This is a genomic window from Natronorubrum halalkaliphilum (assembly GCF_009834785.1).
In the GTDB taxonomy this organism is placed as follows: Archaea; Halobacteriota; Halobacteria; order Halobacteriales; family Natrialbaceae; genus Natronorubrum; species Natronorubrum halalkaliphilum.
Genome location: NZ_WUYX01000036.1, coordinates 13,176 through 37,725, shown reverse-complemented (window position 1 = coordinate 37,725; position 24,550 = coordinate 13,176). Strand labels below are relative to the sequence as shown.

22 protein-coding genes are annotated in these 24,550 nt (G+C 62.8%); 6 read left to right on the top strand and 16 right to left on the bottom strand.

Annotated features, from left to right (window positions below):
- Window positions 1–7: 7 nt before the first annotated feature.
- Window positions 8–1,315, bottom strand: coding sequence for a methyl-accepting chemotaxis protein (locus GS429_RS11790; RefSeq protein ID WP_160065557.1), 1,308 nt, complete (start codon window positions 1,313–1,315; stop codon window positions 8–10).
- 229 nt (window positions 1,316–1,544) lie between these two features.
- On the opposite strand from GS429_RS11790, the gene GS429_RS11785 reads away from it, so the two are divergent.
- A complete protein-coding gene (locus GS429_RS11785; protein WP_160065556.1) occupies window positions 1,545–3,590 on the top strand; it encodes a primary-amine oxidase in 2,046 nt (681 codons plus the stop codon).
- A gap of 306 nt (window positions 3,591–3,896) precedes the next feature.
- Here GS429_RS11785 and GS429_RS11780 read toward each other — a convergent pair whose 3' ends face one another.
- Window positions 3,897–4,100: a DUF8027 family protein gene (locus GS429_RS11780; protein WP_160065555.1), complete on the bottom strand. Its 204-nt coding sequence runs from the start codon at window positions 4,098–4,100 to the stop codon at window positions 3,897–3,899.
- A gap of 139 nt (window positions 4,101–4,239) precedes the next feature.
- On the opposite strand from GS429_RS11780, the gene GS429_RS11775 reads away from it, so the two are divergent.
- Window positions 4,240–5,514 carry a M24 family metallopeptidase gene (locus GS429_RS11775; RefSeq protein ID WP_160065554.1) on the top strand — a complete coding sequence of 425 codons (1,275 nt, stop codon included), beginning with the start codon at window positions 4,240–4,242 and terminating at the stop codon, window positions 5,512–5,514.
- 69 nt (window positions 5,515–5,583) lie between these two features.
- Window positions 5,584–6,591, top strand: a complete 1,008-nt coding sequence (locus GS429_RS11770; RefSeq protein WP_160065553.1) for an LLM class flavin-dependent oxidoreductase — start codon at window positions 5,584–5,586, stop codon at window positions 6,589–6,591.
- A 90-nt stretch (window positions 6,592–6,681) separates the two neighbouring features.
- Here GS429_RS11770 and GS429_RS11765 read toward each other — a convergent pair whose 3' ends face one another.
- The 3 genes from GS429_RS11765 to GS429_RS11755 all read right to left on the bottom strand — a co-directional run bounded on the left by GS429_RS11765 (window position 6,682) and on the right by GS429_RS11755 (window position 10,498).
- Window positions 6,682–7,698 carry an alpha-ketoacid dehydrogenase subunit beta gene (locus tag GS429_RS11765; protein WP_160065552.1) on the bottom strand — a complete coding sequence of 339 codons (1,017 nt, stop codon included), beginning with the start codon at window positions 7,696–7,698 and terminating at the stop codon, window positions 6,682–6,684.
- Window positions 7,695–8,843 (bottom strand): pyruvate dehydrogenase (acetyl-transferring) E1 component subunit alpha, encoded by a 1,149-nt coding sequence (pdhA, locus tag GS429_RS11760; protein WP_160065551.1) that lies wholly within the window; start codon window positions 8,841–8,843, stop codon window positions 7,695–7,697. The genes GS429_RS11765 and pdhA overlap by 4 nt, the downstream gene beginning before the upstream one ends.
- Window positions 8,844–9,718: 875 nt before the next feature.
- Window positions 9,719–10,498 carry an IclR family transcriptional regulator gene (locus tag GS429_RS11755; protein ID WP_160065550.1) on the bottom strand — a complete coding sequence of 260 codons (780 nt, stop codon included), beginning with the start codon at window positions 10,496–10,498 and terminating at the stop codon, window positions 9,719–9,721.
- A gap of 353 nt (window positions 10,499–10,851) precedes the next feature.
- Between GS429_RS11755 and GS429_RS11750 the strand changes: the two genes are divergently transcribed.
- Window positions 10,852–13,494 (top strand): penicillin acylase family protein, encoded by a 2,643-nt coding sequence (locus GS429_RS11750; protein ID WP_160065549.1) that lies wholly within the window; start codon window positions 10,852–10,854, stop codon window positions 13,492–13,494.
- 50 nt (window positions 13,495–13,544) lie between these two features.
- On the opposite strand, the gene GS429_RS11745 is transcribed toward GS429_RS11750, so the two are convergent.
- The 7 genes from GS429_RS11745 to paaA form a co-directional block, all read right to left on the bottom strand.
- A complete protein-coding gene (locus tag GS429_RS11745) occupies window positions 13,545–13,931 on the bottom strand; it encodes a PaaI family thioesterase (RefSeq protein WP_160065548.1) in 387 nt (128 codons plus the stop codon).
- 73 nt (window positions 13,932–14,004) lie between these two features.
- Window positions 14,005–15,288 (bottom strand): phenylacetate--CoA ligase PaaK, encoded by a 1,284-nt coding sequence (gene paaK, locus GS429_RS11740; protein ID WP_160065547.1) that lies wholly within the window; start codon window positions 15,286–15,288, stop codon window positions 14,005–14,007.
- Window positions 15,289–15,477: 189 nt separating this feature from the next.
- Window positions 15,478–15,648, bottom strand: a complete 171-nt coding sequence (paaE, locus tag GS429_RS22485) for a 1,2-phenylacetyl-CoA epoxidase subunit PaaE (protein ID WP_328821364.1) — start codon at window positions 15,646–15,648, stop codon at window positions 15,478–15,480.
- Window positions 15,645–16,076, bottom strand: coding sequence for a 1,2-phenylacetyl-CoA epoxidase subunit PaaD (gene paaD, locus GS429_RS11735; protein ID WP_160065546.1), 432 nt, complete (start codon window positions 16,074–16,076; stop codon window positions 15,645–15,647). The genes paaE and paaD overlap by 4 nt, the downstream gene beginning before the upstream one ends.
- Window positions 16,076–16,939 (bottom strand): 1,2-phenylacetyl-CoA epoxidase subunit PaaC, encoded by an 864-nt coding sequence (gene paaC / locus GS429_RS11730; protein ID WP_160065545.1) that lies wholly within the window; start codon window positions 16,937–16,939, stop codon window positions 16,076–16,078. The genes paaD and paaC overlap by 1 nt, the downstream gene beginning before the upstream one ends.
- On the bottom strand, window positions 16,940–17,260 hold the full coding sequence (gene paaB / locus GS429_RS11725) for a 1,2-phenylacetyl-CoA epoxidase subunit PaaB (RefSeq protein WP_160065544.1): 321 nt from the start codon (window positions 17,258–17,260) through the stop codon (window positions 16,940–16,942).
- 2 nt (window positions 17,261–17,262) lie between these two features.
- Window positions 17,263–18,204 (bottom strand): 1,2-phenylacetyl-CoA epoxidase subunit PaaA, encoded by a 942-nt coding sequence (paaA, locus tag GS429_RS11720; protein ID WP_160065543.1) that lies wholly within the window; start codon window positions 18,202–18,204, stop codon window positions 17,263–17,265.
- 100 nt (window positions 18,205–18,304) lie between these two features.
- Between paaA and GS429_RS11715 the strand changes: the two genes are divergently transcribed.
- Both GS429_RS11715 and paaI read left to right on the top strand, forming a co-directional pair.
- Window positions 18,305–18,943, top strand: a complete 639-nt coding sequence (locus tag GS429_RS11715; RefSeq protein ID WP_160065542.1) for a helix-turn-helix domain-containing protein — start codon at window positions 18,305–18,307, stop codon at window positions 18,941–18,943.
- Between the two features lie 69 nt (window positions 18,944–19,012).
- Window positions 19,013–19,405, top strand: a complete 393-nt coding sequence (gene paaI, locus GS429_RS11710; RefSeq protein ID WP_160065541.1) for a hydroxyphenylacetyl-CoA thioesterase PaaI — start codon at window positions 19,013–19,015, stop codon at window positions 19,403–19,405.
- 160 nt (window positions 19,406–19,565) lie between these two features.
- Here paaI and GS429_RS11705 read toward each other — a convergent pair whose 3' ends face one another.
- Genes GS429_RS11705 through GS429_RS11690 form a run of 4 tightly spaced genes read right to left on the bottom strand, consistent with a single transcriptional unit; the run spans window position 19,566 to window position 24,346 of the window.
- Window positions 19,566–20,288: an ABC transporter ATP-binding protein gene (locus GS429_RS11705; RefSeq protein ID WP_160065540.1), complete on the bottom strand. Its 723-nt coding sequence runs from the start codon at window positions 20,286–20,288 to the stop codon at window positions 19,566–19,568.
- Window positions 20,285–21,085 carry an ABC transporter ATP-binding protein gene (locus GS429_RS11700; protein ID WP_160065539.1) on the bottom strand — a complete coding sequence of 267 codons (801 nt, stop codon included), beginning with the start codon at window positions 21,083–21,085 and terminating at the stop codon, window positions 20,285–20,287. The genes GS429_RS11705 and GS429_RS11700 overlap by 4 nt, the downstream gene beginning before the upstream one ends.
- Complete coding sequence (locus GS429_RS11695) at window positions 21,085–23,049, bottom strand: ABC transporter permease (protein ID WP_160065538.1); 1,965 nt, start codon at window positions 23,047–23,049, stop codon at window positions 21,085–21,087. Before GS429_RS11695 ends, GS429_RS11700 begins: the two co-directional genes overlap by 1 nt.
- A gap of 31 nt (window positions 23,050–23,080) precedes the next feature.
- Window positions 23,081–24,346 carry an ABC transporter substrate-binding protein gene (locus tag GS429_RS11690; protein WP_201294006.1) on the bottom strand — a complete coding sequence of 422 codons (1,266 nt, stop codon included), beginning with the start codon at window positions 24,344–24,346 and terminating at the stop codon, window positions 23,081–23,083.
- Between the last annotated feature and the right edge of the window lie 204 nt (window positions 24,347–24,550).

Here is a 24,550-nt window from a genome sequence, read left to right as displayed (position 1 = left end):
TTCGGTATTACTCGGCCTCGGCGAGGGTTCGTTCGAGGTCCCGAATCCGCTCGTCGATCTCCTCGACGGTCTCGAGTTGGGCTCGATTGCCCTCGGCCAGGTGCTCGACTTCGCTCGCGACCAGCGACGCGCGATCGGCGATCCGATCGAGTTTCCGAGAGACGTCTTCGACGCTCGCGGCCTGTTCGTCGGTCGCCTCGACGATTTCGGCCATCCGGCTCGAGGTGTCCGTCGCGGCGTCCGCGATCTCGCCCTGGTTCGCGACCAGCGCGTCGATCGCGGCGCTCGCGTCGCTGGCGCGGTCGTTGGTCGATTCGACGCGTTCGATCGTTTCGCCGACCGTCTCGTGGATGTCGTCGACGATGGCTTCGATCTCGGTCGCTTCTTCCTGCGAGCGGTTCGCGAGCGTCTTGATCTCGTCGGCGACGACCGCGAAGCCGGCGCTTTCGTCGCCGACGTTCGCCGCCTGGATGTTGGCGTTGAGCGCGAGCAGGTTCGTCTCGTCGGCGATGTCGTTGATCACCTCGACGAGCGCGTCGATCTCGTCGACCCGTTCTTGGAGTTGGATCACTTTCTCGCCGACGTCCTCGCCGGTCGCTTCGACCTCGTGGATCACGTCGCGCGCGTCCTCGGCGCGCTCCCGGGACTCGGCCGCCAGGCTGGCAACCTCGTCGCTTCCGTCCTTGACGGTGTCGGCGCTGGCCGCGATCTCCTCGCCGGCGGTGCTGACCGACGCGATGTCTCGATTCGCGTCTTCGAGGTTCGCGGCCTGCTCGGTCGCCAGCCCCGAAATCTCCTGGCTGCTCTCGGAGACCTCGCTGGCGGCTTCCTGCAGGTCGTCGATCGATCCGCGCACGTCCCGGGCCATCCGCTCCTGGAGGTCCTCGAGCAGTTGGCGCTGTTCGACGAGGTCCGTCACGCCGTAGATGACCTCGAGCGCGCCGATGACTTCTCCCGTCGGGTCCCGCAGCGGGATCGCCATCGCGCGGTTGTGGAACGTATTTCCGTCGGCGTCGGTAGCCGATCTGATCTTCTCCTCTTTGATTGGTTCCCCCCGGTCGGCGACGGTCTCCGCGAGCGTTTCGCTCTCGCCGTCGGTCTGAAAGACGTCGTAGGCCCGTTCCCCGACGACCTCGTCTCGAGTCATCCCGAGCAGATCGGCCGCCTCGGCGTTCCAGTGGGTAATGATGCCGTCGGTGTCGACGACGAACACCGGGTCGGGGAAACTGGTCACGATCAGGTCGAACATCCCTTTCCAGAAGCCGTCCTCGCCCTCACTCGATTCCGGTGATGTGTCGTGAAGGAGCGTATCCATCTTTCGCTACCATTGGCGTATGCTACCGTATATCCTTCGGCCGATAGTCGCGACCGACCGCCGGGGCTCTCGTGCGGTCTACCGTTCGTCAGTACCGGCGAAACCACAGCCGCCGTGGTTGGCACCGAAAACTCGTTACAGGAGTCCGTACCGTTGGACGACTGTGGATAGCGATGCCGCGCAAAGCAAACGGCGTGAGATATTTATCGATAGCCCCTGATATCGTGGTATGGCACAACATGACGAGACTGTGAAGAGACAGCCGCTCGAGCCCCTCGCGGCCGAGGAGATCGAGCGGGCGTACGGAATACTGACCGACGAACGCGACGTGGGCGAGGAGAGCCTCTGTATCAAAATCGAGTTGGCCGAGCCGTCGAAGGACGCGCTCGAGGCGTACGACGCGGACGGCACCGTTCCCGACCGGCGAGCGCGGATCGTCATCAGGGACGGGGCCGATCGGCGGACGCTGGAGGCGGTCGTCTCGCTCACCGACGAGACCGTCGTTTCCTGGGAGCACGTCGAGGACGCGCAGCCGTCGATCGCCATCGAGGAGTTCATCGCCTGCGAGGAGACGGTCAAGGCGAACGCGGAGTGGCAGGCGGCGGTCGAACGTCGCGGCGTGGAAAACACGGACCGGGCGATGGTCGACCCCTGGTCGGTCGGCCACGAGTTCGTCCCCGAGAGCGTCGATCGGTCGAAGCGACTGGCCCACGGGTTGAGCTTCCTCCGGCCCAGCGAAGACGCCGGCGACGAGGGCTACGCGAAGCCGCTGACGGGGATCCACACGTTCGTCGATCTCGACCGGATGGAAGTCGTCGAAGTCGTCGACTACGGTCCGCCGGACGAGGACGAGCCGCTGCCGCCTAGGGAGATGGCCTACCGCGAGGACGACGTCGACCTTCGGGACGATCTGGCCCCCTACAACGTCGACCAGCCCGATGGCCCGAGCTGGACGGTCGACGGCCACGAACTCGAGTGGCAGGGCTGGCACATGCGCGTGGGCTGGACTCAGCGCGAAGGGGTCGTCCTCTACGATATCGGCTACGAGGACGACGGCGAGGTGCGGTCGATCATCGACCGGGCCTCCTGCGCCGAAATGTCGGTGCCCTATGGCACGACCGATATCAACGATCGGTTCAAGAACGCGATGGACGTCGGCGAGTACAATATCGGCCGCCTCGCGAAGTCGCTGACGAACGGCTGTGACTGCCTCGGGCACATGCACTACTGGGACGCCGTCATGAACACGGCCGAGGGCGAGCCCAACGTCCTCGAGAACGCGATCTGTCTCCACGAGGAGGACAACGGCACGCTCTGGGAGCGCAGCGACTGGCGGACCGGAAGCGACGAGGTTCGGCGGCGGCGTCGGCTCGTCGTCTCCTTCGTCGCCGCCGTGGGCAACTACGACTACATCTTCAACTGGTACTTCTACCAGGACGCGTCGATCGAGGTCGAGGTCCGGCTGACGGGAATCGACAGCGTCTCCGCGGTCGGCCCGGACGAGGATCCCGCAGGGTACGGCGAACTCGTGGCCCCGCAGCTCAACGGCCCGATCCACCAGCACTTCTTTAACTTCCGGCTGGACATGAACGTCGACGACGGACCGAACACCCTCTACCGCGTCGAGAACCAGCAGGTTCCGTCCGGCCCGGACGGCCTCGATCCGATGAGCGAAGCCGACGGCCGGACCCACAACCCCGGCGGCAACGCCTTTTATGCGAACCGCGAGAAGCTGACGAGCGAAGCGCAGGCCAAGGATCTGATCGATTCGCTCAAGGGTCGATACTGGCAGGTCGAGAATCCAACCGCGGAGAACAGTCTCGGGAAACCGACCGGCTATCGACTCATGCCGGGGGACAACGTCGCGGCCGCCGTCCAGGATGACTCGAGCGTGATGAAACGCTCCGGGTTCATCAAGTATCACCTGTGGGCGACGCCGTTCCGGGAGAACGAGCGGTATCCGGCGGGGCGGTACCCGAACCAGCACCCGGGCGGCGCGGGACTCCCGGCGTGGACCGAGGCCGACCGGAGCGTAGAACGCGAGGATCTCGTGCTCTGGTACACCCTCGGCGTCAATCACGTCACCCGGCCCGAAGACTGGCCGATCCTGCCGGCGCAGGTCTACAGCTTCAAACTCCAGCCGGCCAACTTCTTCGACGAGAGTCCGGCGATCGACGTCCCGCCCCAGCACGCGATCGAAGGCCAGGACGTGCCCGGACACGGCCACGGGAGCTGTGAGGGCGAGACGGAGGCGGAAGCCGACGCGGACGACTGATACGGATTGCTGTAACGATTTGCCAGCACAACCGCAGGACGGGGCGCGGTTGCGCCGAAAATGACGTACAGTAAACCGTATGAGACGGTCTGGCGTACCCGCGTCCCGGTGTAACTGCCGCCGTCTCGCAGTTACACCGGCAGTGACGTACAGCGGGCCATACGAGTCCGACGCGAGCGACGACGGGGTCTGTCCACGTCGCTCTCGAGGCGATCGCGCGTCGCTGGCGGCGGTCCGATCGACTCTACGAGGGGGAGACTGTGAGGCTCGGTTCGCGGCTGTGGCGGGGCGCTCACCGAGTTCGAATCAGTCCGATTCGTTGGCAGTTTTGCCCTCGTCCTCGAGAACCCGTTCGATCTCGTCGTCGTCGAGGAGATCGACCAGACTCTCGTCGCCGGTCCGGTAGGCCTCGAGTTCGTCGTCGGACAGGTGGTTTTCGAGGTCCTCGGCCTCGAAGTTCGTTTCGAGCACTTCGTCGACGTCTTCGGGATCGTATCCAGGGATTACCATACGGAACGTACGAGGTCGAGGTCCTTATTACTGTCCGGGGGCTGCGGTCCGGAGTCCGTTGTCCAGGGTTCGCGGTCCGCGGTCGCCTGCGCTCGTCGAGAACGGTACGATTTAGTGGACCGCCGCGGTACGTGACGTCATGACGTTTTCCGAGCGAGACTACATGGAGGGAACTCGCGGCACACAGGCGGTCGACTGGGAGGAACGGATCGACACACAACGGCTCCGTACCGAGCGCAAGGAACGGGCGCTCGAGCGGTTACAGGAGACCGAACTCGGCGCGATGTTGCTCGTCTCCGATCCGAACATCCGCTACGTGACGGGGCTGGCGATGACCGGCGGCAGCGGCGCGGACCACTATACTCTCCTCACCGAAGACGGCGATATCGTCCACTGGGACACTGCAGACCACGCGAGCAACCAGCGGTTCAACTGCCCCTGGCTACACGACATCCGCTACGCCTGTCCCGGACTCGGGAACGTTCCGCGGGCGTCGGGCAGCCCGTCCGCCCGCCAGTTCCTCGTCTCGAAGATGGCCGAAACCGTCTACGAGGCCATGGAAGAGTACGGCGTCGCGGACGAGGCGCTCGGGATCGACGTCGGTAATCGAGGGCTCCTCGAGGCGTTCGAGGATCTCGGGGTCGAGGTCGATACCGGGACCGCCCAGTCGGTCATGGAAGACGCTCGGAAGGTCAAGACGCGAGACGAGATCGAGTGTCTGCGAATGGTCGCCTCGATCTGCGAGGCCGGCTTTCAGACGATCAAAGACACCGCGAAGCCGGGGATGCGCGAGACGGAGGTCTGGGGCGAGGCCGTAAGCGAACTGTGGCGTCACGGCGCGTTCGTCGGCGGCGGCTACCTCACATCCGGGCCGAACACGTGGCCAAAACACCAGGCCAACACTACCGACCGAATGATCAGACCCGGCGATCTGGTCTACGCCGACATGTACAACATCGGCTACCTCGGCTACCGCTCGTGTTACTACCGCACCTTCTCCATGGGCGAGCCGACCCAGGAGCAGCGCGACGCCTACGAAACCGCCCGCGACAACCTCTACGACGTGCTCGAGCGCATCGAACCCGGCGCGACGACCGACGAAATCTCGCAGGGCTTTCCCGACATGGAAGGCGAGCACGCGGACTACTACGACGCCGACGAACACTGGCAGATGACGACGAACCACTGGGCCCACGGGCTCGGCCTCCAGCTGTACGAAGTGCCGCTGATCTGGCGCGGCCTCTCGCCCGACCACCCAATCGAGATCGAGGAGGGAATGACGATGGCCGTCGAAACCCAGGAGCCCGCGGGTCGGCAGGGCGTCCGCGTCGAGGAGATGGTCGTCGTCCGCGAGAACGGCGTCGAGATCCTGAGTCAGTGGCCGGTCGAAGAGATCACGGTCATCGATCACTGACGCTGCTCCGCCGGCTATTCGATCGCTGGTTCACCAACAATTAAGCCGGTCACGCTGGATGACAGTAGTATGCAACTAGGGACCGGACTGTTTACCGCCCAGCAGCGGCCCGACGACGACCGTGCGATGAGCGACCTGTACGACGAGATACGGACGCTAACCCGCGAAATCGAGGCCGCGGGCCTCGACAGCGCGTGGGTGTCGGAACATCACTTTTCGGATGACGGCTACCTCTCCGGCACGATGCCCACCCTGGGCGCGATGGCCGCCGAAACCGACGAACTCGAGATCGGTAGCTGCGTCGCGCTCGGTCCGCTGTACGATCCGATTCGGCTCGCCGAGGACGCCGCGACGGTCGATCTCCTCTCCGACGACCGGCTCACGCTCGGCCTGGCCATCGGATCGAACCCGCGGGAGTTCGATATTTTCGGCGTCCCGCAGGACGAACGAGCCGAGCGCCTCGCGGATCTCGTCCCGTTCCTTCGGGGTGCCTGGAGCGAGGGCGACCTCGACTACGAGTCGTCGTTTCACGACGTCCCGGCCGACGTCTCGATCACGCCGAAACCCGCCGGCGAATCGGTGCCGATCATGCTCGGGGGCGGCGCGAAGCCGGCCGTCCGGCGGGCCGCCCGAACGGCGGAGGGCTGGTGTGCACCGTCGTCGCTTTCGGTTGAGGGCGTCCGCAAGCGCGTCGAGGACATCCGTCGGGTGCGAGCGGAAGACGAAATTTCGGGCGAGTTCACGGTCTACGTGCTCCAGCACGGCTGGGTCGGCGACTCCCGCGAGGAGGCCTGGGAGACGATGCGGGACGGCTACCTCTACATTCAGCGCCGGTACGCAGAGATTTTCTCGGGCGAGTCGGTCGACGAACTCGACGACGACCGCAAGGCGGAACTCAAAGAGCAGGCCATCTTCGGCACGCCCGACCAGGTCGTCGACGAACTCGAGCGGTATCGCGATGCGCTCGGCGACGACATCCACTTCATCTTCCGGACGTACCATCCGGGCGTCGGCACGGAGGAGATGGTCGACTGCGTGCATCGGCTGGGCAACGAGGTTGCACCCGAACTCCGATAGCCTCGCGTCGTCGCAGTCTTCGCTCTCGGCGGAGACTGTAGTATCGGTCCGATCGAACGACCGGCGAAACGCCCGAACGCGTCTTCGACCTTAGAAATCGGCGGTCTCGAGTATCTGATCCTGGATGCGGACGGCCTGTGGAAGGTAGTAATCCTCCAGCGCGTGCAGCGGCATCGGCGTATCGAAGCCGGCGACGCGCTCGATCGGCGCCTCTTGATAGAGCACCGCGTTCTCCTGGATGGTCGTCGCCACTTCGGCACCGAGTCCGGCGGTCTTCGGGGCCTCGTGGACGATCACGGCTCGGCCGGTCTTTTGGAACGAGTCGACGATCGTCTCGACGTCCAGCGGCGACAGCGTCCGCAGGTCGACGACCTCGACGTCGACGCCGTACTCCTCGGCGACGTTGTCGGCGGCGATGAGGGAGGGTCTGGTCATCGCACCCCACGTGTATACCGTGACGTCGCTTCCCTCCCGCCGGATCGCGGCGTCGGCGAGCGGGACCTCGTACGATTCCATCGGAACGTCCTCGCGGAACGCGCGATAGATCAGTTTCGGCTCGAGGAAGATGACCGGGTCAGGGTCGCGAATCGAGGCGATGAGCAGTCCCTTCGCGTCGTACGGCGTGCTCGGGCAGACGACCTTCAATCCGGGTTCGTGTGCGAAGAACGCTTCCTTCGATTCAGAGTGGTGTTCCGGGGCTCGAATGCCGCCGCCGTAAGGCGCTCGGATCACCATCGGAACCGAGTACTTACCCTTGCTGCGGCTTCGGAGCCGGGAGGCGTGGCTGACGATTTGATCGAACGCAGGGTAGATGAACCCCATGAACTGCATCTCCGCCACCGGTCGCATTCCGGACAGGGACAGCCCGATTGCCGACCCGACGATGCCGGACTCTGCGAGCGGGGTGTCGACGACGCGGCCGGCCCCGAACTCCTCGTACAGGCCGTCGGTGGCCCGGAAAACGCCGCCGTTCTTGCCGACGTCCTCGCCGAGCACAACGACGCGCTCGTCGGTCGACATCTCAGTGTAGAGTCCGTCGCGGACCGCTTCGACGAGCGAGAGGTTGTCCGTGCTGGACTCGGTCGACGGCGTCGCGGCCGAACTCATTCTAACACCTCGGAGAACGCGTCGTCGCCGTACTTCTCGCGGAGCGCGTTCAGTTCGTCCCGCTGTTCGCGGAGCCGGTCCGGCATCTCATCGTAGACGTGTTCGAAGATTTCGTCCGGATCCGCCGACGCGTTTTCGGCGGCATCGACCGCGTCGCCGAGTTGGGTCTCGATACGGTCGTCGATTTCGGCCTCGCGTTCCTCGTCGAGAATCCCCTCGGTCTCGAGGTAGTGTTGCAAGCGATCGAGCGGATCCTTCTGCCGCCACGGTTCCGCTTCGTCTTCCTCGCGATAGACTGACGGATCATCCGCGGTCGTGTGTGCACCGTACCGGTACTGGACCGCTTCGATGAGGGTCGGTCGGCGTTCGTCGTCGGTCGGATTCTTCGCCTTCCGCAGGGCTTCGCGCGTGACCTCGTACATGGCGAGCGGATCGAGCCCGTCGACGCGGACGCCCTCGAGACCGTAGGCTCTCGCCTTCTGTGCGATCGTTTCGCTCGCGGTCTGGCGCTCTCGGGGCACGGAGATCGCCCACTGGTTGTTGTTACAGACGAACACCGCGGGGACGTCGAACACGCCGGCGAAGTTCAGTCCCTCGTGGAAGTCGCCTTCGGAGGTCGCGCCGTCGCCGAAGTGACAGAGCACGGCCTCGTCCGTTCGCCCCTGTTTCTTGTGTCCCCAGGCCATCCCCATGGCCTGTGGCAACTGCGTCGCGATCGGGATGTACTCCGGCATGACGTTGACGTCGTCCGGAATCGCGTAGCCGTCGCGATAGCCACGAAGCGGCTGCAACAGCGACTCGAGGCTCATTCCGTGGACGTACTTGGCCGCGTGTTCGCGGTAGGTCGGGAACAGCCAGTCGCAGTCGTCGAGGGCGTAACTCGTCGCGACCTGGGTGCCTTCCTGCCCCGTCATCGGTGCGTAGGTGGCGACCCGACCCTGTCGCTGTAAGCTGATCGCGCGCTGGTCGAATTTGCGCGCCAGCTTGATATCCTCGTACATCGACAGCAGCTGGCCCTCCGAGAGGTCGGGAACCTCTGCGTTGGGGAGGACGTTTCCGTCCTCGTCGAGGATCTGGATCGGATCGTCGGTTATCGTCGTTGGATCGCTGTTCACGCTGCGTTCTGCTTCTTTTTGTGCACTCATTGTTGCTTGCTGGTGGACCGGTGGCTACTCATAGCGCTGTACCACGGCCGGTCTGGGTATTCCCGGGATCGCTGGGAACGATCCCCCGGGTTATCCCCAGAGAATGTGGCCGATGCGAGTGCGTGTTACATCTCGCATCGACGGGCTCTCCGCCAGTTTACCTGTAAAGAGGAAGACCTCGCTAACGCAGATGCTAAAGCCACGGGGTAGCTCGGTCACAGCGCTAACCTCCTTTGTACTGGCGGTTACCATATAGTATACAATCATGAAGGCGCTACTTAATAGTTCCGTGAGACCGAGTCACAACGATAATTCTGTGACGTGTCCTCACAAGCGTGTAGGAGTCGCGAGAAGGTATATCCGATTATCTTGGATTAGTGTGTTCGATGCCGGATCGGAGCCGTTTAACTGGTAACGACCCCATCGATCCGAACTCGAGTGACGATTATTCAGGTGTTTCCTGGGAAGCACGCGTGAACTAATCGGGTGAGATCGAATATAATCCGAGTAACTCGGATATAGTGGACCAGGAGAAATTAGTGAAATCTATCTATTATATACACAATTGACTCATACAGTCAACAAGAGCACTCTAACGGCTCATAGTGGATACTATGTCGGAGAAATGATTGGCTGTTGGGGCGGTCAAAACCGACGCTCGGGCCGAATATGATCGATATTGCTCCCGATTTTATACAGCTGTATGCGTGTAATCAGCCGCGGCCACTAAGTCAGATTTAATCCAAGCTATTCGGATATACGGGAGGATTTCGGAAATTGTTCGAAAACCGCTGGGACCAGTAGTAACGGACTACACCCCGTAACGTCGACGCTTCCTCGAGCCCTAACCGAGGACCGGAACGGTCTTCGAGGCGCTACTCGCTCGAGCCGTACCTGAGATTGATGTGTATCTCGTCGATCGCCGCGAGTAGTTTATCCGGCAGTTCGTTCCGGAGGTAGTCGCCTTTGACGCGATTTGCCGGTCCGGAGATGCTGATTCCGCCGATCGGCGTGCCGTCGTCGTCACGGATCGGCGCGCCGACCGCGTTCAACCCCTCGATGGACTCGCTGATGTTGAACGCGTACCCCCGGTCTCGAATCGCTGCCAGTTCTTCGCGGAGCGATTCCTCGTCGGTGATGGTCTGTTCGGTCATTTCCACCAACCCCTGCCGGTCGATGATCGCCTGCAGTTCGTCCTCGTCGAGATTCGCCAGGATAGCCTTTCCGGCAGCGAGTTGGTGGAGGTACCGCCGCTGGCCGACGCGCGCGGACGTTCGCAACGGACTGTCTCCGGACGCCTTGTAGAGGTGGACGCTGAAATCGCCCTCTTTCGCGACGAGCCAGACTTTTTCGCCGGTTTCCTCGGCCAGTCGATCGACCTGTCGTCGGCCGTCATCGAAAAACGGGACGCGGTTACGGGCGCTGATCCCGAAGTCGAGAAACCGAAGCGCGACGTAGAACGCGCCGTCTTCCCTGACGAGCAAGTCGTTGTCTTCGAGCGTGAGGAGATGCCGGTGAATCGTGCTCCGAGCGAGATCTAGCTCGTCGCTCAACTCCTCGAGCGTTTGCCCGGGATTCCGTTTGAGAAACTCGAGAATGCGAAGCGAAGACTCCGTCGTCGTCACCGGGCGAGGGGATCGAGAGGCGTCGTTCATATCTCTGTATCGAGCAAGGGACGGTTTAGTCTTTGTTCTGCCGGACGCCGACTCCCCGCTCGATCTCGACGACCCGTCGTCGTCCCGGCGTTTCTCCGATACGATCGGCACTCGTCGATTCGGCGTCGGTCACTGCGCCGAATTGAACTCGGACACCGTTCTCCGGTACCGGCTGGACCGATCCATCACCGGTCGCGCTCGAGTGTCGGCGCGGGCCGCGTCGGGTAGTGATCCGCGACCTATCTCCCACGGCTTCCGTTTCGAACACCGACTCGAGGCGTCTCGAAGGAGGGACCATCGGTAATCGCTTCCGATACCATCACCCCCTTTATCGGCCTCGTTGCCCCTATAGTATGGTACCATCAATCAGTCGGCGAGATATCCTTGCCGCCGGGGCTGTGGCTACCGCGGAACGATTCATCAACAGTAAGACGCTTCCGTTCGAGCGGACGGACGAACCGCCGGTCGCCGTGACGATCAAGCGGACCGAGTACGGCGTCCCGCATATCTACGCGCGCGATGGTGACGGCCCCGAACCGGTCTTTTACGGCCACGGCTACGCGACCGCACGCGACCGACTCTATCAGCTCGAGCTGTATCGCCGGTTCTATCACGGAACCGTCGCCGAAGTGCTGGGCGAGGAGTGGGTCGAGTTCGACCGCGAGGCACGCCTCGCCCACGATAGCGCGATAGCCCTCGAGGAACAGATCGAGACGCAACTGGATCCGGAACACCGCGCGGTCCTGCGGGCGTACGCCGACGGGATCAACAGACACATCGAGGAAGTGCGATCCGGCGAGAGCGACAGGGACGAGTTCCACAGGGGTTTCGTCGAGAACGGGTTCGAGCCCGACAGCTGGGATCCGGTGGACGTGGCCGGCGTCTTCGTCGCGACGATGGCGTTCTTTTCGGGAGTGAACCTCGAGACGCTGAACGCCGCGGTGTTCGCGGGACTCGAGGCGGAGTACGACGACGAGATGGCGTGGGACCTGTTCGAGGACCTCCAGTGGGGAGACGATCCGGACGCGCCGACGTCGGGCGACGTGCCGAATCCCGGTTTCACGCCGCCGACGGCTGATGCCGGAATCTACGAGGATCGGATCGACGGCGGTGAGACTGGCGGGACCAGCAACCGCATTACGGGCGGCGACTATCGTCTCTCGAGCGATCCGGCCGGGGCGTTCGACCGCCAGCAGCGCCGGCTCGAGACCCTCGTCGGCGGGGCTCACGAACTCGGTATTCCGACGACCGTCGGCTCGAACGCGCTCGTCGTCCACGGCGACGTCACCGAGAGCGGCGACCACCTCCTCATGGGTGGCCCACAGATGGCGTTCTCCACGCCGTCGGTCATGTACGAGGTCGGCCTCCACGGGCCGGATTTCGACGTGAGCGGTATCACGGTGACCGGCTACCCCGCCATCATGTTCGGCCACAACGGCGACGGCTCGTTCACCTCGACGGCGGGTATCGACAAAAGTATCCAGATGTTCGTCGAGTCGATCCGGACGACCGACGACGGCCCCGACGAGTACGCGTTCCGCGACGAGTGGTACGCGGTCGAGGAAGACGAACAGGTCATCGAAGTAGCCGACGGAGACGACGTCCCCCACACCGTTCGGCGGACGCGCCACGGCGTCGTCACCGACTACGACCCCGAGGAGGGCGAAGCCATCGCGCAAACGCGGGCCTACGACGGCCGGGACATGCTCTCGTTCCGGGCGTTCTACGACGCGCAGTTCGCCGACGACGTCGAGGAATACCGCGACGCCGCCCAGCAGTGTGACTACGCGTTAAACTTCATGTGGGCCGGCGACGGCGGCATCGGCTTCTTCCACCTCGGACGCTACCCGGACGCCGAGTCGGTCCCGTGGGACACGCGACTGCCCGCGGACGGAACCCAGCACGAACTGACCGACGACGACTTCCTGCGGGCGGCTGACGGCGAGGTACCCTACAGCATCAACCCACCGGTCGGCTACTCCGCGCAGTGGAACAACAAACCCGCTCCCGACTGGGACAACGGCGACCGAAGCTACTCGTGGGGCGTCGACCACCGCGTCCAGCGCTTTATCAACCTCGTCGAACACGAACTCGAGTCGACCGGATCGGTCAGCTACGAGAATCTGAAGGAGATGGTCTACGACACCTCCTTCGTCGATCTCCGGGCAATCCGGTACAAGGAGTTCCTGCTCGAGGCGCTCGAGGACGCCGACCTCTCGAAGGCCGAGCGCAAGGCGAAGGGGTATCTCGAGCGGTGGGACGACTACCGGCAGGCCGACGGCGAGGACTACATGGGGCAGTACCCGATCGGCTACACCGTCTTCGACGAGTTCTTCCCGGCGCTCATGGAACGGACGTTCGCGCCGACGTTCGGCGAGCAGTTCGGACTCGCGATGACGTTCCTGAACTTCCGGTACGGCCGCGGGACGCTCATGCGGGCGCTCTATCCCGAGGAAACCGCGCTCGACACCGCAGTCGACTACTTCGACGGCGATCGCGACGCCGTCTTCCGCACGGCGTTCCGGGACGCGGTCGCCGCCCTCGAGGAGGAGTACGGCGAGACTCCGGCGGAGTCTCGAGAAGGCGGTGAAGCCGCCGACGGCACCGACGTCTCCGAGTGGCGCGCCGACGTCGAGACCGACGACCTCGAGAACGTCGTTCTGTTCGGGATGCCAGTCGGCGTCGGCGACGCCGGCGAAATGCCGTTCATGAACCGCGGGACCGAGAACCACTTCGTCCGAATGGGCGAAACGATTCGGGCGGAGAACGTCCTCCCGCCGGGCAATTCCGGCTACCTTTCGCCGGACGGCGAGACCGGCCCCCACTACGACGATCAACTCGAGTTGTTCATGAACTTCGAGTACAAGGATCTGCTGTTCGACGACGACGAGGTCGCCGCAAAGACGATCGACCGGACGGTTCTTACGTCTACTGGGAAAACGGCCGGCTCTCGGAGCGGTGAGCGATCGAAGAAGAAGTCGTCGGGAGACGACTAGTCGGCCTCGGCCACCACAACTGCCTCGCGTCGAACGGACCGTGGATCGAACTATCCCGTCTTGTAGACGCCGCGAGCGTCGGCGATATGCGTGTCGTCATCTTCGGCGTAGACGTCGACGTCGACGACGCCGACGTCGCTGCCACAGCGGACGACATCCGCTTCCGCGTACAGGTCGCCCGTTCCGGCCGAGAGGTAGTCGATCCGCATATCGATCGTCGGAACGGGCTGGTCGACCTCCGAGACCAGCGCCGCGCCGCCGACGGTGTCCGCGAGCGTGAAGGTAACCCCGCCGTGGGCCATCAGCTGATCCTCGTTCCACGAGAGTTCCTCGGTCATCTCGAGGCGGCCCTCCGCGTGGCCGTCGGCGCATTCGGTGACGTCGATTCCAAGCATGGATGCAAACGGCATTCCCTCGAAGAAGGCTTCGATGTCCATGCCAAACGGTGGCTCGCGAGGGGTAATAAATGTGGGCGCTGACGCCGGAGGCGATGTGGGGCGAACTCTGCGATCAGCGGTGATCGTAGACGCGCTTTACCTTCCCGACTTCCGTGCGCTCGATCGTTCCGTACTCGGCTAACTCGAGTTCGTCCGGTCTAAACGACAGCGCGTTCTGCAACCGTTCGAGCAGTTCGTCACGGAGTCGGTCAACGTCGCCGTCGAAGTCGTCGACGAGTTCGACGGTCAACTCGAGTCGATCGAGGGTGTCCTCGCGGTAGAGGTCGATCCGGTAGTAGGGGGCGACGGCGTCGAACTCGAGGACGACGTCCTCGATCTGGCTGGGGTAGAGGTTGACGCCGCGGACGATGAGGAGGTCGTCGGCACGGCCGGTGACGCTGTCCATTCGGACCATCGTGCGGCCGCAGGCACACTCGTCGGAGGTCAGCGTCGTGAGGTCGCCCGTTCGATACCGCAACACGGGCAGCGCTTCCTTCGACAGCGAGGTCAACACGAGTTCGCCCTCCTCGCCCTCCGGAAGGGGCTCACCGGTCTGCGGATCGATCACTTCGGGGTAGAAGTGGTCCTCCCAGATGTGCATCCCGTCCTGGGCCTCGTGGCATTCCACGGCGACGCCCGGACCGATCACCTCGGAGAGGCCGTAGTTCTCGATTCCGGTCGCGCCGAGTCGGCCCTCGATCTCTTCACGCATCGGATCCGTACACGGCTCAGCACCGTAGAGCACCGTCGAAATCGACAGGTCGCGCGGATCGACGCCCATCTCCGCCGCCGTCTCGGCGAAGTAGAGCGCGTACGAGGGCGTACAGCCGATCGCGTCGCTCTCGAGGTCTCGTGCGAGGTCGACCTGTCGCTGCGTGTTGCCGCTTCCGGCGGGGATCACCGCCGCGCCGAGTTCCTCGACGCCGCCGTGAAAACCCAGTCCGCCGGTGAACAGGCCGTAGCCGTAGGCGTTCTGGATCGTATCGTTCGCGTCGAGTCCCGCCGCGGCCATCGACCGGGCCATCACCTCGTGCCACAGGTCGAGGTCGGCCTCGGTGTAGCCGACGATCTTGGGTTTGCCCGTCGTCCCCGAGGAGGCGTGAATCCGGCGGAGTTCGTCGTCGTCGACGGCGAACAAGCCGTCAGGATACTCGGCGCGGAAATCCGCTTTCGTGGTAAACGGGAGCGTTCCGATGTCGTCGACCGATTCGACGTCCCCGGGTGAAACGCCGGCATCGTCGAGTCGGTCCCGGTAAAACGGGACGTTCTCGTATGCGTGTGCCACCGCCGATTGGAGCCGTTCGGACTGTAACTCTCGCAACTCGTCGCGCGACGCGTACTCGATGGATTCCACCATGAATTTCTGCTCGAGTCCACGAGATGGAGTACCATAGTTTTTGGTTAGTTGGGTGGCGTATCCGCCATATATTAGCCCCCGCCCCTGTAGAACGAGAAATCGACGACAGAAGTGACACTCGAGTCCGACCGGTATCGGGTCGTCACTCGAGGCGAACTGCTGCCGGAAAATTCTGCAGAATCGAGCCGCTTATTCGAACTTTTCGAAGGGCTGCTCGCAGCTGTTACAGTAATGCATCGACCGACAGAGCGATGGTCCTTTCGGATGCTCGCGGACCGTATTCGTCGATTCGCAGTAGGGACACGTCGCGCCCGCAGTTTCACCGCTGGTCGTGACGCTCGGATCCTGGCGTCGTTTCATACGCTCAGTCCGAATTCTTGTAAGTCGTTTTTACCCGATTGCGTTACCATCTCGACGGTCCACTCCGGACTCCAGACGAGCCGTAGCTCGGCGTCCTCGACGCCGTCGACGGCGGCGACAGCGTCCTCGACCTGTCCGGTGAGCATGTCGCGGGCCGGGCAGCCGGAGTACGTTAGCGTCATGTCGACGGCCACGGCGCCGTCCTCGACGCTGACGCCGTAGATCAGGCCGAGATCGACGATGCTGATCGGCATCTCGGGATCCTCGATCTCGTAGAGGGCGTCCCAGACGTCGGCCTCGAGGCCGGTTGCCCCGTCGCCGGTGGCGGGAAGTTCGTCGACGGCGTCTCCCTCGCGGTACTCGGTGTACGCACAGGGCGTGGCGTCGGCGTTCGGGTTCGGTTCCGGATCCGGAGTATTGCTGTTCATTATTCTGGTTTCGCCATGATCTTCGTCGCTTCGCTCCGTTCGAGTTCGCGGTAGGTGTTGGTGAACTCCGCGTGGAGTTCCTCCCACGCTTCGGTGTGCGTGCCGTCCCGACCGCGAACCTCGGGCAGGGTGTCGTCCGTGACCTCGAGGTCGTAGTCGTCGTACTGGATGATCTCCGAGACCGGCGTTTCCAGTCCCAGTTCGTCGAGGTACGGGACCACGATCGAGAGCCACTCCTCGCGAAGTTCCGCGAGCGAGGCGTCGCGGAAGCCGGCCTCGACGATCGTTTCCTCGAGATCCGCACTACCGGCTTCGAACAGCGTCAGCGCGTGGGGGAACAGCCGGTCGACGGCATCTTGCAGGCGTTCGCTGCTCTCGTCGTCGTCGGCGAGCCGCTCCATCCAGTTTTCGGCGTGTTCGCGGTGATACGCTTCCTCGTTTTGGATCTTGCCGACGCGGTCGGCGATCTTCGCGTACGAGGACTCCTCGAGGGCCTCGAGGCGCAGTTCTTCGGCGACATCGTAGAGGTAGTGTCGCAGGATGACGTCTGCCCAGTCGCCGTCGTCGAACGGACGTTCTGTAAGCGTGCTGTGACGCCATTCGTCGGGCTCGCGCTCGTAGATCAGTTCGTGTTCCTCGTGACCGAGGTCTTCCAGGACGTCGTACCACAGTCGGGCGTGGCCCAGTTCGTCCTGTGCGTTGTTCGCGAGCGCGAGATCCGACTCGAGGGTCGGGGCCCGAACCTGCCACTCGGTGTAGCGTTCGGCCTGTACGTACTCGTCGTCGGCCAGCTCCAACAGGAGGGCCTCGAGGGCCTCGGCCTGCTCGTCGTCGAGGGACGCGGGGGAGTCGAAGGCGGGCATTTATGCCACCTCGCTCCGCCGCCGTTCGGCGTCTTCCTGTTCGTCCGAAGATTCGACGACCTCGCTCGCGTCGTCGGCGGTGACGTTGTACCCCGTCGCCCACCGGTAGCTCTTGTCGGTCGTGCCGCCGAACGAGTACTTCTCTCCGTCGACCTCGCCGACTTCTTCTTTCGGGACGACCCACATGTTGTTCGTCGGCTTGCGCCGACCGTGTTGGATCGCGGCGAACTGCTTTGCCATCTCCCGGTCCGGGGCGTGGACGTTTCCGCAGTGGGTGTGATACTCGCCTTCCTTCTCCTGTCGGAATACTTCCCAAATCATTGTTAGTCGGCTGCCTGTGGCGGCTGGTTACCCGAGGGGACGGGACCGCCCTCGATCGTTTCACGAACCCACTCGACGGCCTCCTGTGCCTCTTTTCGGCCGTTGATCTGGCCGACACCGGGTTCGTACTCGTTCTTTGCGATCGTGAAGAACTCGTCCCAGTCCAGGTCGTCTTCGACGACCTCGTAGTTGCCCTCGTCGTTCTCGCGGATGCGTGGCTCGTCGGGAATCTCGAGTCCGTACTTCTCGGCTTTCGGGATGTACTGGTTGAGGAAGGCGGTACGGAGTTCGTCGTTGGACTTCTGTTTCAGACCGACCTGGGATGCGAATCCGTGGTGCGTGCTCTGCTCGTCGGTCGGGCCGAAGAACTGGATGATGCGGGGCCACCACGTTTCGAAGGCCTCCTGGGTCATCTCCTGTTCTTTCTTCGAGCCGTTCATCAACTCCGCGAGAATGCTCTCGCCGTGTTTGACGTGGAACCCTTCCTCGAAGCAAACCTTGTCCATCGCGTGGGCGTATGGTTCCCAGCTGGTCCGTCGGAGCGTCGCCTGCCGGCGCATCGCCGCCCCGTCGACGAAGAAGGCGATCATCGCCGTTTCCGGCCACTTTTCCATCGGATAGTGGAAGCAGTTGAGGAACTTCCCGTCGCCGTTGGCGAGGTCGTCTAACATTTCCTCGCGGGTTTTGACGCCGAGTGACTCCGCGGCGCGGTAGAGCAACTGGCCGTGACCGATCTCGTCCTGGACCTTGGCGGAAAACGCCAGCTTGCGATCGATACTCGGCGCTTCTCGGATGAATGGACGCTCCAGGTACGCGCCCATTATCTCGCTGTTCGCGTGGAATTCGATCATCCGGGTCGCCGCCTTCCGGTACTCCTCGGGGAGGTCGTCGGCGGGGCTGAACTCCCGCGGCCCCGCGCGTTCTTTGACTGTGTCCAGGTCCATCGTTTCATCCGAAAACACGCTGTATACTCCCTTAGGGATTAACCGCCATATAACGAGGTTTTATATATTGGTGACTGATAACGAAAGACATCTACTCGGTATGATCGATGAATGTCTCGCGGTCGAATTTCGCGTTCAGAACGATGATTGCCCGCTTTCGGACGCGACGCGGGCCGTCGACGTCGAGATCGGTGCCCAGCCGCCACAACACCGCAGCGACGGCTACGATCTGCTCCAGTTCAGTTCCCCGAAAAGCGACGCACTCACTCGAGTGCTCGACGAGGACGATCGGATCTCGTATCTCCACGTGTCGAAAACGGACGGCCGCTATCGCTACCGCTGTCTCTCGAAGGAGCCCTGCGTCGTCCACCGGTTGATCGACGGCGGGCTCATCGTCGAGACGCTGCGGTACCGCGACGGCGCGGCGATGATCTTCGGTGCGGTCGTCGGTCGCGACGTCCTCAAAGGCGTCATGGAAGCCGCCGGCGAGACCGTCGGCGTCAAACTCGAGCGCGTCTATCCGCTCCAGGCCGAAACGACGGAGCCCTCCGGACATCGGTGGGACCTCACGCCGGCTCAAGAGGAGTGCGTCCGAACGGCCCTCGAACTGGGGTACTTCTCGATTCCGCGGGAAACCAGTTCTGAAGCGGTTGCCGACGAACTCGGCATCAGCAAATCCGCGTTCCTGGAGCGGCTTCGGCGCGCCGAAGCGGCGCTGTTCCAGCAACTGTTTAGTTAGCGAGGGGACGCGGTATCGTTCCCGGGTTCTCCACTAGATACTTTTACTCCCGGGTGAGTGTGATACCGTATGGCAGATATCGACGCTGTCCGCCGGCACATCGAGAGCGACGCCTACTGTGAAACGCTCGGAATCGATCTGGTCTCCCTCGAGGAGGGGATGGCGAAGACCCGCCTCGAGGTCACCGACGACCTGACGAACTTTCACGGGACGCCACACGGCGGCGCAATTTACTCGCTCGCCGATGCGGCCTTCGCTGCGGCTTCGAACTCCGACGGGGAGACGGCGGTCGCTCTCGAGACGAATATCTCGTACCTCGAAGCCGTCGAAGTAGGAACCGTGCTGACTGCAACCGCCGACAAAACGCACGACGGCGGACGCACGGCCGAGTACGAGGTCGTCGTCGCGGACGAGGGCGATGAACGAATCGCGACCTTTCGCGGACGGGTGTACAAGCCCTGATACGGTTTACTGCAGTCAATTACCGCCGATCACCGAACCCGGCTCTGGTGATCGGCGGTAACTAGTTACAGCAATCCGTATGAGTGGACGATTTTCAGCTCGAAAGCGTCGGTGACGAGAAGCGACTGTGAAAAAAGCGACCGAACCGTGACGCAACCGCTTACGCCGTGACGCCGAGATACTTGTCGAGGACCTCCTCGTCGGCACGAAGCGATTCCGACGTCCCCTCGTAGACGACCTCGCCCTGGTTGATGACGTAGTTTCGGTCCGCGAGGTCGAGGCAGACGTGGACGTTCTGCTCGACCAGCAAGACGGTGATCCCCCGTTCGTTAAGCTCCGTGATAATGTCCATCACATCCTGGACGATGTAGGGGGCGAGTCCTTCCGTCGGTTCGTCGAGCAGAATGAGATCTGCGCCGCCGACGAGCGCGCGACCGATCGCGAGCATCTGCTGTTCGCCGCCCGATAGCGACGAACCAGCGTTGCTCGCCCGCGCTTGTAGGTTCTCGAACATCTCGAGCGCTTCGCCGACCGAAAGCGAGTCGACGTCCGGCGAGCCGCCGTAGTCGGCGAGTTCGAGGTTTTCCCGAACCGTCAGCTCCGGAAAGATCTGGCGCTCCTCCGGGACGAGGGCGAGTCCTTTCTTGGCCGTTTCCGTGGCATCGAGCGCCGAGATATCCTCGCCGCGATAGGTGATGCGCCCGCTTGTCGGGGTGAGAATACCCATGATCGACCGGAGCGTCGTCGTCTTGCCGGCGCCGTTGCGACCGACGAGCGAAACGATCTCTCCCCCGTCGACCGTCAGGGACAGATCGCGAAGCACTTGCGTCTCGCCGTACCCCGACGTCACCTCGTGAACGGAGAGCAGGGGTTCGGCACTCATTCCATCATCCCTCCGAGATAGGCGTCCTGAACGTCCGAATTGGCGGCGATTTCGTTGGGCGTCCCCTCTGCAAGAATTTCTCCACGATTCAACACGGTGATGTGATCTGAGAGTTCCATAACGAGTTCGATGTCGTGTTCGATGAGCAACAGCGTCTGATCGACCAGCACCTCTTCGATCAGATCGATCGTCTCCTGGGTTTCCTCGACGCTCATGCCCGCCGTCGGCTCGTCGAACAACACGAGATCGGGTTCGGTCGCGAGAACCACGCCGATCTCGAGGCGTCGCTTATCGCCGTAGGGGAGTGCATCCGCCGTTTCGTCAGCGACGTCCCTGAGCCCGATCCGATCGAGGATGCGATCGGTTCGCTCGTTCATGCTGTCGTACCGACCGGTCGGTTTGAACAGCGATTGGAGGAAGTTGTACTGGTCGCGATCAAGCGATTGGGACGCCAGCCTGACGTTCTCGCGGACGGTGAGTCCGCCGAAGATATTCGAGATCTGGAACGAGCGCCCGATGCCGCGGCGAACGCGCTCCGACGGCGAGAGGGACGTAATGTCCTCGCCGTCGAAGTACACTGCGCCGTCGGTGGCGGGGAGCGCGCCGGTGATGAGGTTGAACAGCGTCGTCTTTCCGGCACCGTTCGGACCGATAATACTCCGGAACTCGCCGCGTTCGACCGTCAGGTTGATCCGGTCCGTCGCCGTGAACTGTCCAAATTTCTTGACCAGGTCTTCCGTCTCGAGAATCGTGTCTCCGGCGGATCGTTGATTCGTTTCAGTCGTTTCCATAGCCATTAGTCGTCACCTCTGACGCTCGGTTCGTCCGGTGCTGGTTCCGGCTCCGGACCGGGTCCGGAACCGCCCGACACGTACGGGGCGAGTTGGGCCGGCAGCGAGACCAGCCCGCGCGGGAGGAAGATCACGAACAGGACGAAGATCGTCCCGAGAACCAGTCGCCAGCGGGCCGTAAACCCGGTGAGGATCTCCTCGAGGCCGAAGAACACGCCCGCACCGATGATCGGTCCGTACAACGTTCCCATGCCGCCGAGGATGACCATCACGATCACCTCACCCGAGTGGAGCCAGTAGGCGAACGACGGCGTCGCATACCCCGCATTGAGGGTGAAGAGGCCGCCGGCCAGGCCGGCCAGCGCACCGCTGATCACGAATGCTCGTCGCTTGTAGATGGTCGTCTCGTAGCCGATGAACGTAGAGCGCTGTTCGTTCTCCCGAATCGACTTGAGCACAGAGCCGAAGGGAGAGTTGAGCATCCGCCGGGTGATCAGGAACGAGGCGATCAGCGCACCCAGCGCGATGTAGTAGAACAGCGACTGGCCGGTCAGTGCAACCGGACCGACGTAGAACCCGATGTCGCCGAGAGTGGGACCCATTCCGGCGATCCCGTAGTACGTCGAGATGCCGAACAGCCCCTCGGAGCCGCCGGTGATATCGAGACGGTACAGCATGTTGTAGAACAACTCCGCGAACGCGAGCGTGATCATCGCGAAGTAGACGCCGCCGACCCGGATCGAGAGGAAGCCGACGAACCACGCGATGGCGGCGGAGATGACGATGGCGAGACCGATCGCGATGAACGCGGACTGGCTCACATGTAACAGCGTGATCGCGACGGCGTACGCTCCGAGGCCGTAGAACAGTGCGTGGCCGAGTGACACCAGTCCCGTATACCCCATCACGAAGTCCAGACTGAGTGCAAACAGGCCCCAGATGATGATTTCGATCATCAGTGTGACGGCGTACGCCGAGTACAGCGTCCCCACGCCGAGGGGAACCAGTGCCAGCAGCGCGATCATGCCGATCGCCAGTTGCTTTCGCGTCTGTGGCTCGAGGAATCCACCCGACCCGGTCAGTAGCTCACCGCCTTCCTCTTCGGTTTCGACGCCGAACAGGCCGCGCGGCCGGAGGAGGAGAACGGCGATCATCAGCAGAAAGATCACCATTCCCTCGAAAATCGGAGCGTACGTTCGCAACACCGTCTGTATCACGCCGACGAGGAGACCGCCGACGACGGCACCTTTGAAACTGCCGAGGCCGCCGAGCACGACGATGACGAACGCAGGGATGATGACCGACATCCCCATTTCGGGGCTGACCGTCTGGTAGCCGCCGAGAATGATCCCGGCGACGGCGGCGAGTGCGGCACCCATACCGAAGACGAGCGAATAATACCGATCGATATCGATGCCGAGGTTACGGACCATCTGCCGGTCCTGCGAGCCGGCACGAATGATCAGTCCGTACTTCGTGTACTCGAGCATCGCCCAGACGGCAAACGCCATCACGCCGCCGAAGACGATGATGAACATGTTGTACACGCTGGCGTTGATCCCGAGCACGTTGATCGTTCCGGTGAGGATCTCTGGCACCGGGAGGTTGACGTTGCCCGGCTGCCAGACGAGGTAGATCAGGTCGTTGATCACCAACACCAGTCCGAACGTGAGCAGGATGTGATACAGCGGGTTTCGTCCGTACAACGGCCTCACCGTGTATCGTTCGATCGCGACGCCGATGATACCGACGAGCAGCGGCGCGATGAACAGGGCGGCGAAAAACGCCGTTCCACCGAACGGAACGACCAGCGCCAGTGCAAAGTACGCTCCCAGCGCGAACAGTTCGCCGTGAGCGAAATTGATAACGTGCATGACGCCGAAAATAACGGAGAGACCGGCGGCCAACAGCACGTAGACCACGCCGATCGTCAACCCGTCGACGAGCGGTTGTAAGAATCCTGTAATCATTGGTTATCGGGGCAGATAATCGATATCCGTATTACAGCTCACAGCCCGTATCCTCACAGTCGGGCGCGGCTTCTTCGCCGGTCAGTTCCTCAAGGAGTTCGACGTCGGCGAGTTCACCGGAGTCCGGTTCGACGCACTCGCCCATCCAGACCGGATTCATCGCCTGCTGGTCGCACTCACGAAACTCGTTTGGCCCGAAGATCGTATCGTGTTCCATCCCCGAGAGCGTCTCGGCGACCGTCGAGGGGTTCCGAGAGCCGGCTTCGCGGATCCCGTTTGCGACCATCCGAATCGATTCGTAGCCGACGCGCGAGAAGTTGTCCGGCAAGTCGCCGTACTCGGCTTCGTACGCCTCGACGAACTCCTGATTGTCGCCGGTATCGATGTCGGGGATGTATCGGACGCCGCTGTAGGTGTTGTAGGCCCCGTCTCCGGCCCCAGCCCGCACGGCCCGGAACGAACCGGTCGTTGTCACGATCGGTATCTCGTCCTGTAATCCGCGCGCACCCGCCTGCGAAAGGAAGATCGCGAGGTCCGCTCCCGTCATTCCGACGACGAGGGCGTCGGCCTCGTCGCTAACATCCGCGATCTGGCTGATGAACGCCTCGAAGTCCGTCGATCCCGGATCGGAGCGCGTGACACCGACCTGTTCGTAATCGTCGCTGATCGACTCCATCCGCGTTTCGACCTCGTTCAGCACCGATTCCCCGTAGGCGTAGTCCGCGATGTGGTAGACGATCTGATCGCCGAGTTCGTCGGCGGTCCACTGGGCCATGACCTCCGCGATCTGTGCCGTGCTCGTCTCGAATCGGAACACGTACTCGTTGCAGTTTGCGCCCGTAATCGAGGTGTCCGCCGCCCCCGGCGTATAGACCACTTCGTTTTCGAGTGCGAAGTCGTTGATCGCGAGCGCGGCCGAACTCGAGATACAGCCGGTGATAAACTGCGCCCCGTCGGATTGGACCGCCTGCTCGGCCCGCTGGGTCGCCGTCGCCGGATCGAGTTGGGTGTCGTAGTCGTCGTACTCGATCTCGAAGTCGTACTCGTCGCTTTCGTTGATCTGCTCGATGGCGAGTTCGGTCCCCTGGTGTCGTTCTTCGGCGAGGTCGCTGAACTCTCCCGTGAACGGTTCGAGAACTCCGAACTGTACCGTATCGAAATCATCGTCATCCCCGTTTTCCATCTCGTCCGGATCGCCGACACAACCGGCTAATCCGGTAATTCCAGCCACACTACCAGCGGTAATTGCTTTAAGAACATCACGTCTTCTCCCCTGTGGTTTGCCACCTCGAGTCATACGCTCAGTAGATTACAGCCGACTATAAAAATCGACCCCGTTTTATGGCGGTTTTATAAGTGGTTCTCCGGAATATACGGAAATGCGATCAATCGTAGCCCCTGGTTCGTGGAGAGAGACGCGGGGCGCTCCCGCAGACAAACAAGGTATTCCTGCCGGACCAACCCATCGCGTGGGAACCGAACCGGAATGTTATGGTAGGTG

What these genes read in the sequence shown, in the direction of transcription:
- paaA (WP_160065543.1), bottom strand. Translation starts at nt 18,204, where the DNA reads ATGGACCTGGACACAGTCAAAGAACGCGCGGGGCCGCGGGAGTTCAGC.
- GS429_RS11695 (WP_160065538.1), bottom strand. Translation starts at nt 23,049, where the DNA reads ATGATTACAGGATTCTTACAACCGCTCGTCGACGGGTTGACGATCGGC.
- paaE (WP_328821364.1), bottom strand. Translation starts at nt 15,648, where the DNA reads ATGAAACGACGCCAGGATCCGAGCGTCACGACCAGCGGTGAAACTGCG.
- paaI (WP_160065541.1), top strand. Translation starts at nt 19,013, where the DNA reads ATGGCAGATATCGACGCTGTCCGCCGGCACATCGAGAGCGACGCCTAC.
- GS429_RS11690 (WP_201294006.1), bottom strand. Translation starts at nt 24,346, where the DNA reads ATGACTCGAGGTGGCAAACCACAGGGGAGAAGACGTGATGTTCTTAAA.
- GS429_RS11790 (WP_160065557.1), bottom strand. Translation starts at nt 1,315, where the DNA reads ATGGATACGCTCCTTCACGACACATCACCGGAATCGAGTGAGGGCGAG.
- GS429_RS11785 (WP_160065556.1), top strand. Translation starts at nt 1,545, where the DNA reads ATGGCACAACATGACGAGACTGTGAAGAGACAGCCGCTCGAGCCCCTC.
- paaD (WP_160065546.1), bottom strand. Translation starts at nt 16,076, where the DNA reads ATGAACAGCAATACTCCGGATCCGGAACCGAACCCGAACGCCGACGCC.
- GS429_RS11705 (WP_160065540.1), bottom strand. Translation starts at nt 20,288, where the DNA reads ATGAGTGCCGAACCCCTGCTCTCCGTTCACGAGGTGACGTCGGGGTAC.
- GS429_RS11780 (WP_160065555.1), bottom strand. Translation starts at nt 4,100, where the DNA reads ATGGTAATCCCTGGATACGATCCCGAAGACGTCGACGAAGTGCTCGAA.
- GS429_RS11775 (WP_160065554.1), top strand. Translation starts at nt 4,240, where the DNA reads ATGACGTTTTCCGAGCGAGACTACATGGAGGGAACTCGCGGCACACAG.
- GS429_RS11715 (WP_160065542.1), top strand. Translation starts at nt 18,305, where the DNA reads ATGATCGATGAATGTCTCGCGGTCGAATTTCGCGTTCAGAACGATGAT.
- paaK (WP_160065547.1), bottom strand. Translation starts at nt 15,288, where the DNA reads ATGGTGGAATCCATCGAGTACGCGTCGCGCGACGAGTTGCGAGAGTTA.
- GS429_RS11770 (WP_160065553.1), top strand. Translation starts at nt 5,584, where the DNA reads ATGCAACTAGGGACCGGACTGTTTACCGCCCAGCAGCGGCCCGACGAC.
- GS429_RS11750 (WP_160065549.1), top strand. Translation starts at nt 10,852, where the DNA reads ATGGTACCATCAATCAGTCGGCGAGATATCCTTGCCGCCGGGGCTGTG.
- GS429_RS11745 (WP_160065548.1), bottom strand. Translation starts at nt 13,931, where the DNA reads ATGGACATCGAAGCCTTCTTCGAGGGAATGCCGTTTGCATCCATGCTT.
- GS429_RS11755 (WP_160065550.1), bottom strand. Translation starts at nt 10,498, where the DNA reads ATGAACGACGCCTCTCGATCCCCTCGCCCGGTGACGACGACGGAGTCT.
- GS429_RS11765 (WP_160065552.1), bottom strand. Translation starts at nt 7,698, where the DNA reads ATGAGTTCGGCCGCGACGCCGTCGACCGAGTCCAGCACGGACAACCTC.
- GS429_RS11700 (WP_160065539.1), bottom strand. Translation starts at nt 21,085, where the DNA reads ATGGCTATGGAAACGACTGAAACGAATCAACGATCCGCCGGAGACACG.
- paaC (WP_160065545.1), bottom strand. Translation starts at nt 16,939, where the DNA reads ATGCCCGCCTTCGACTCCCCCGCGTCCCTCGACGACGAGCAGGCCGAG.
- pdhA (WP_160065551.1), bottom strand. Translation starts at nt 8,843, where the DNA reads ATGAGTGCACAAAAAGAAGCAGAACGCAGCGTGAACAGCGATCCAACG.
- paaB (WP_160065544.1), bottom strand. Translation starts at nt 17,260, where the DNA reads ATGATTTGGGAAGTATTCCGACAGGAGAAGGAAGGCGAGTATCACACC.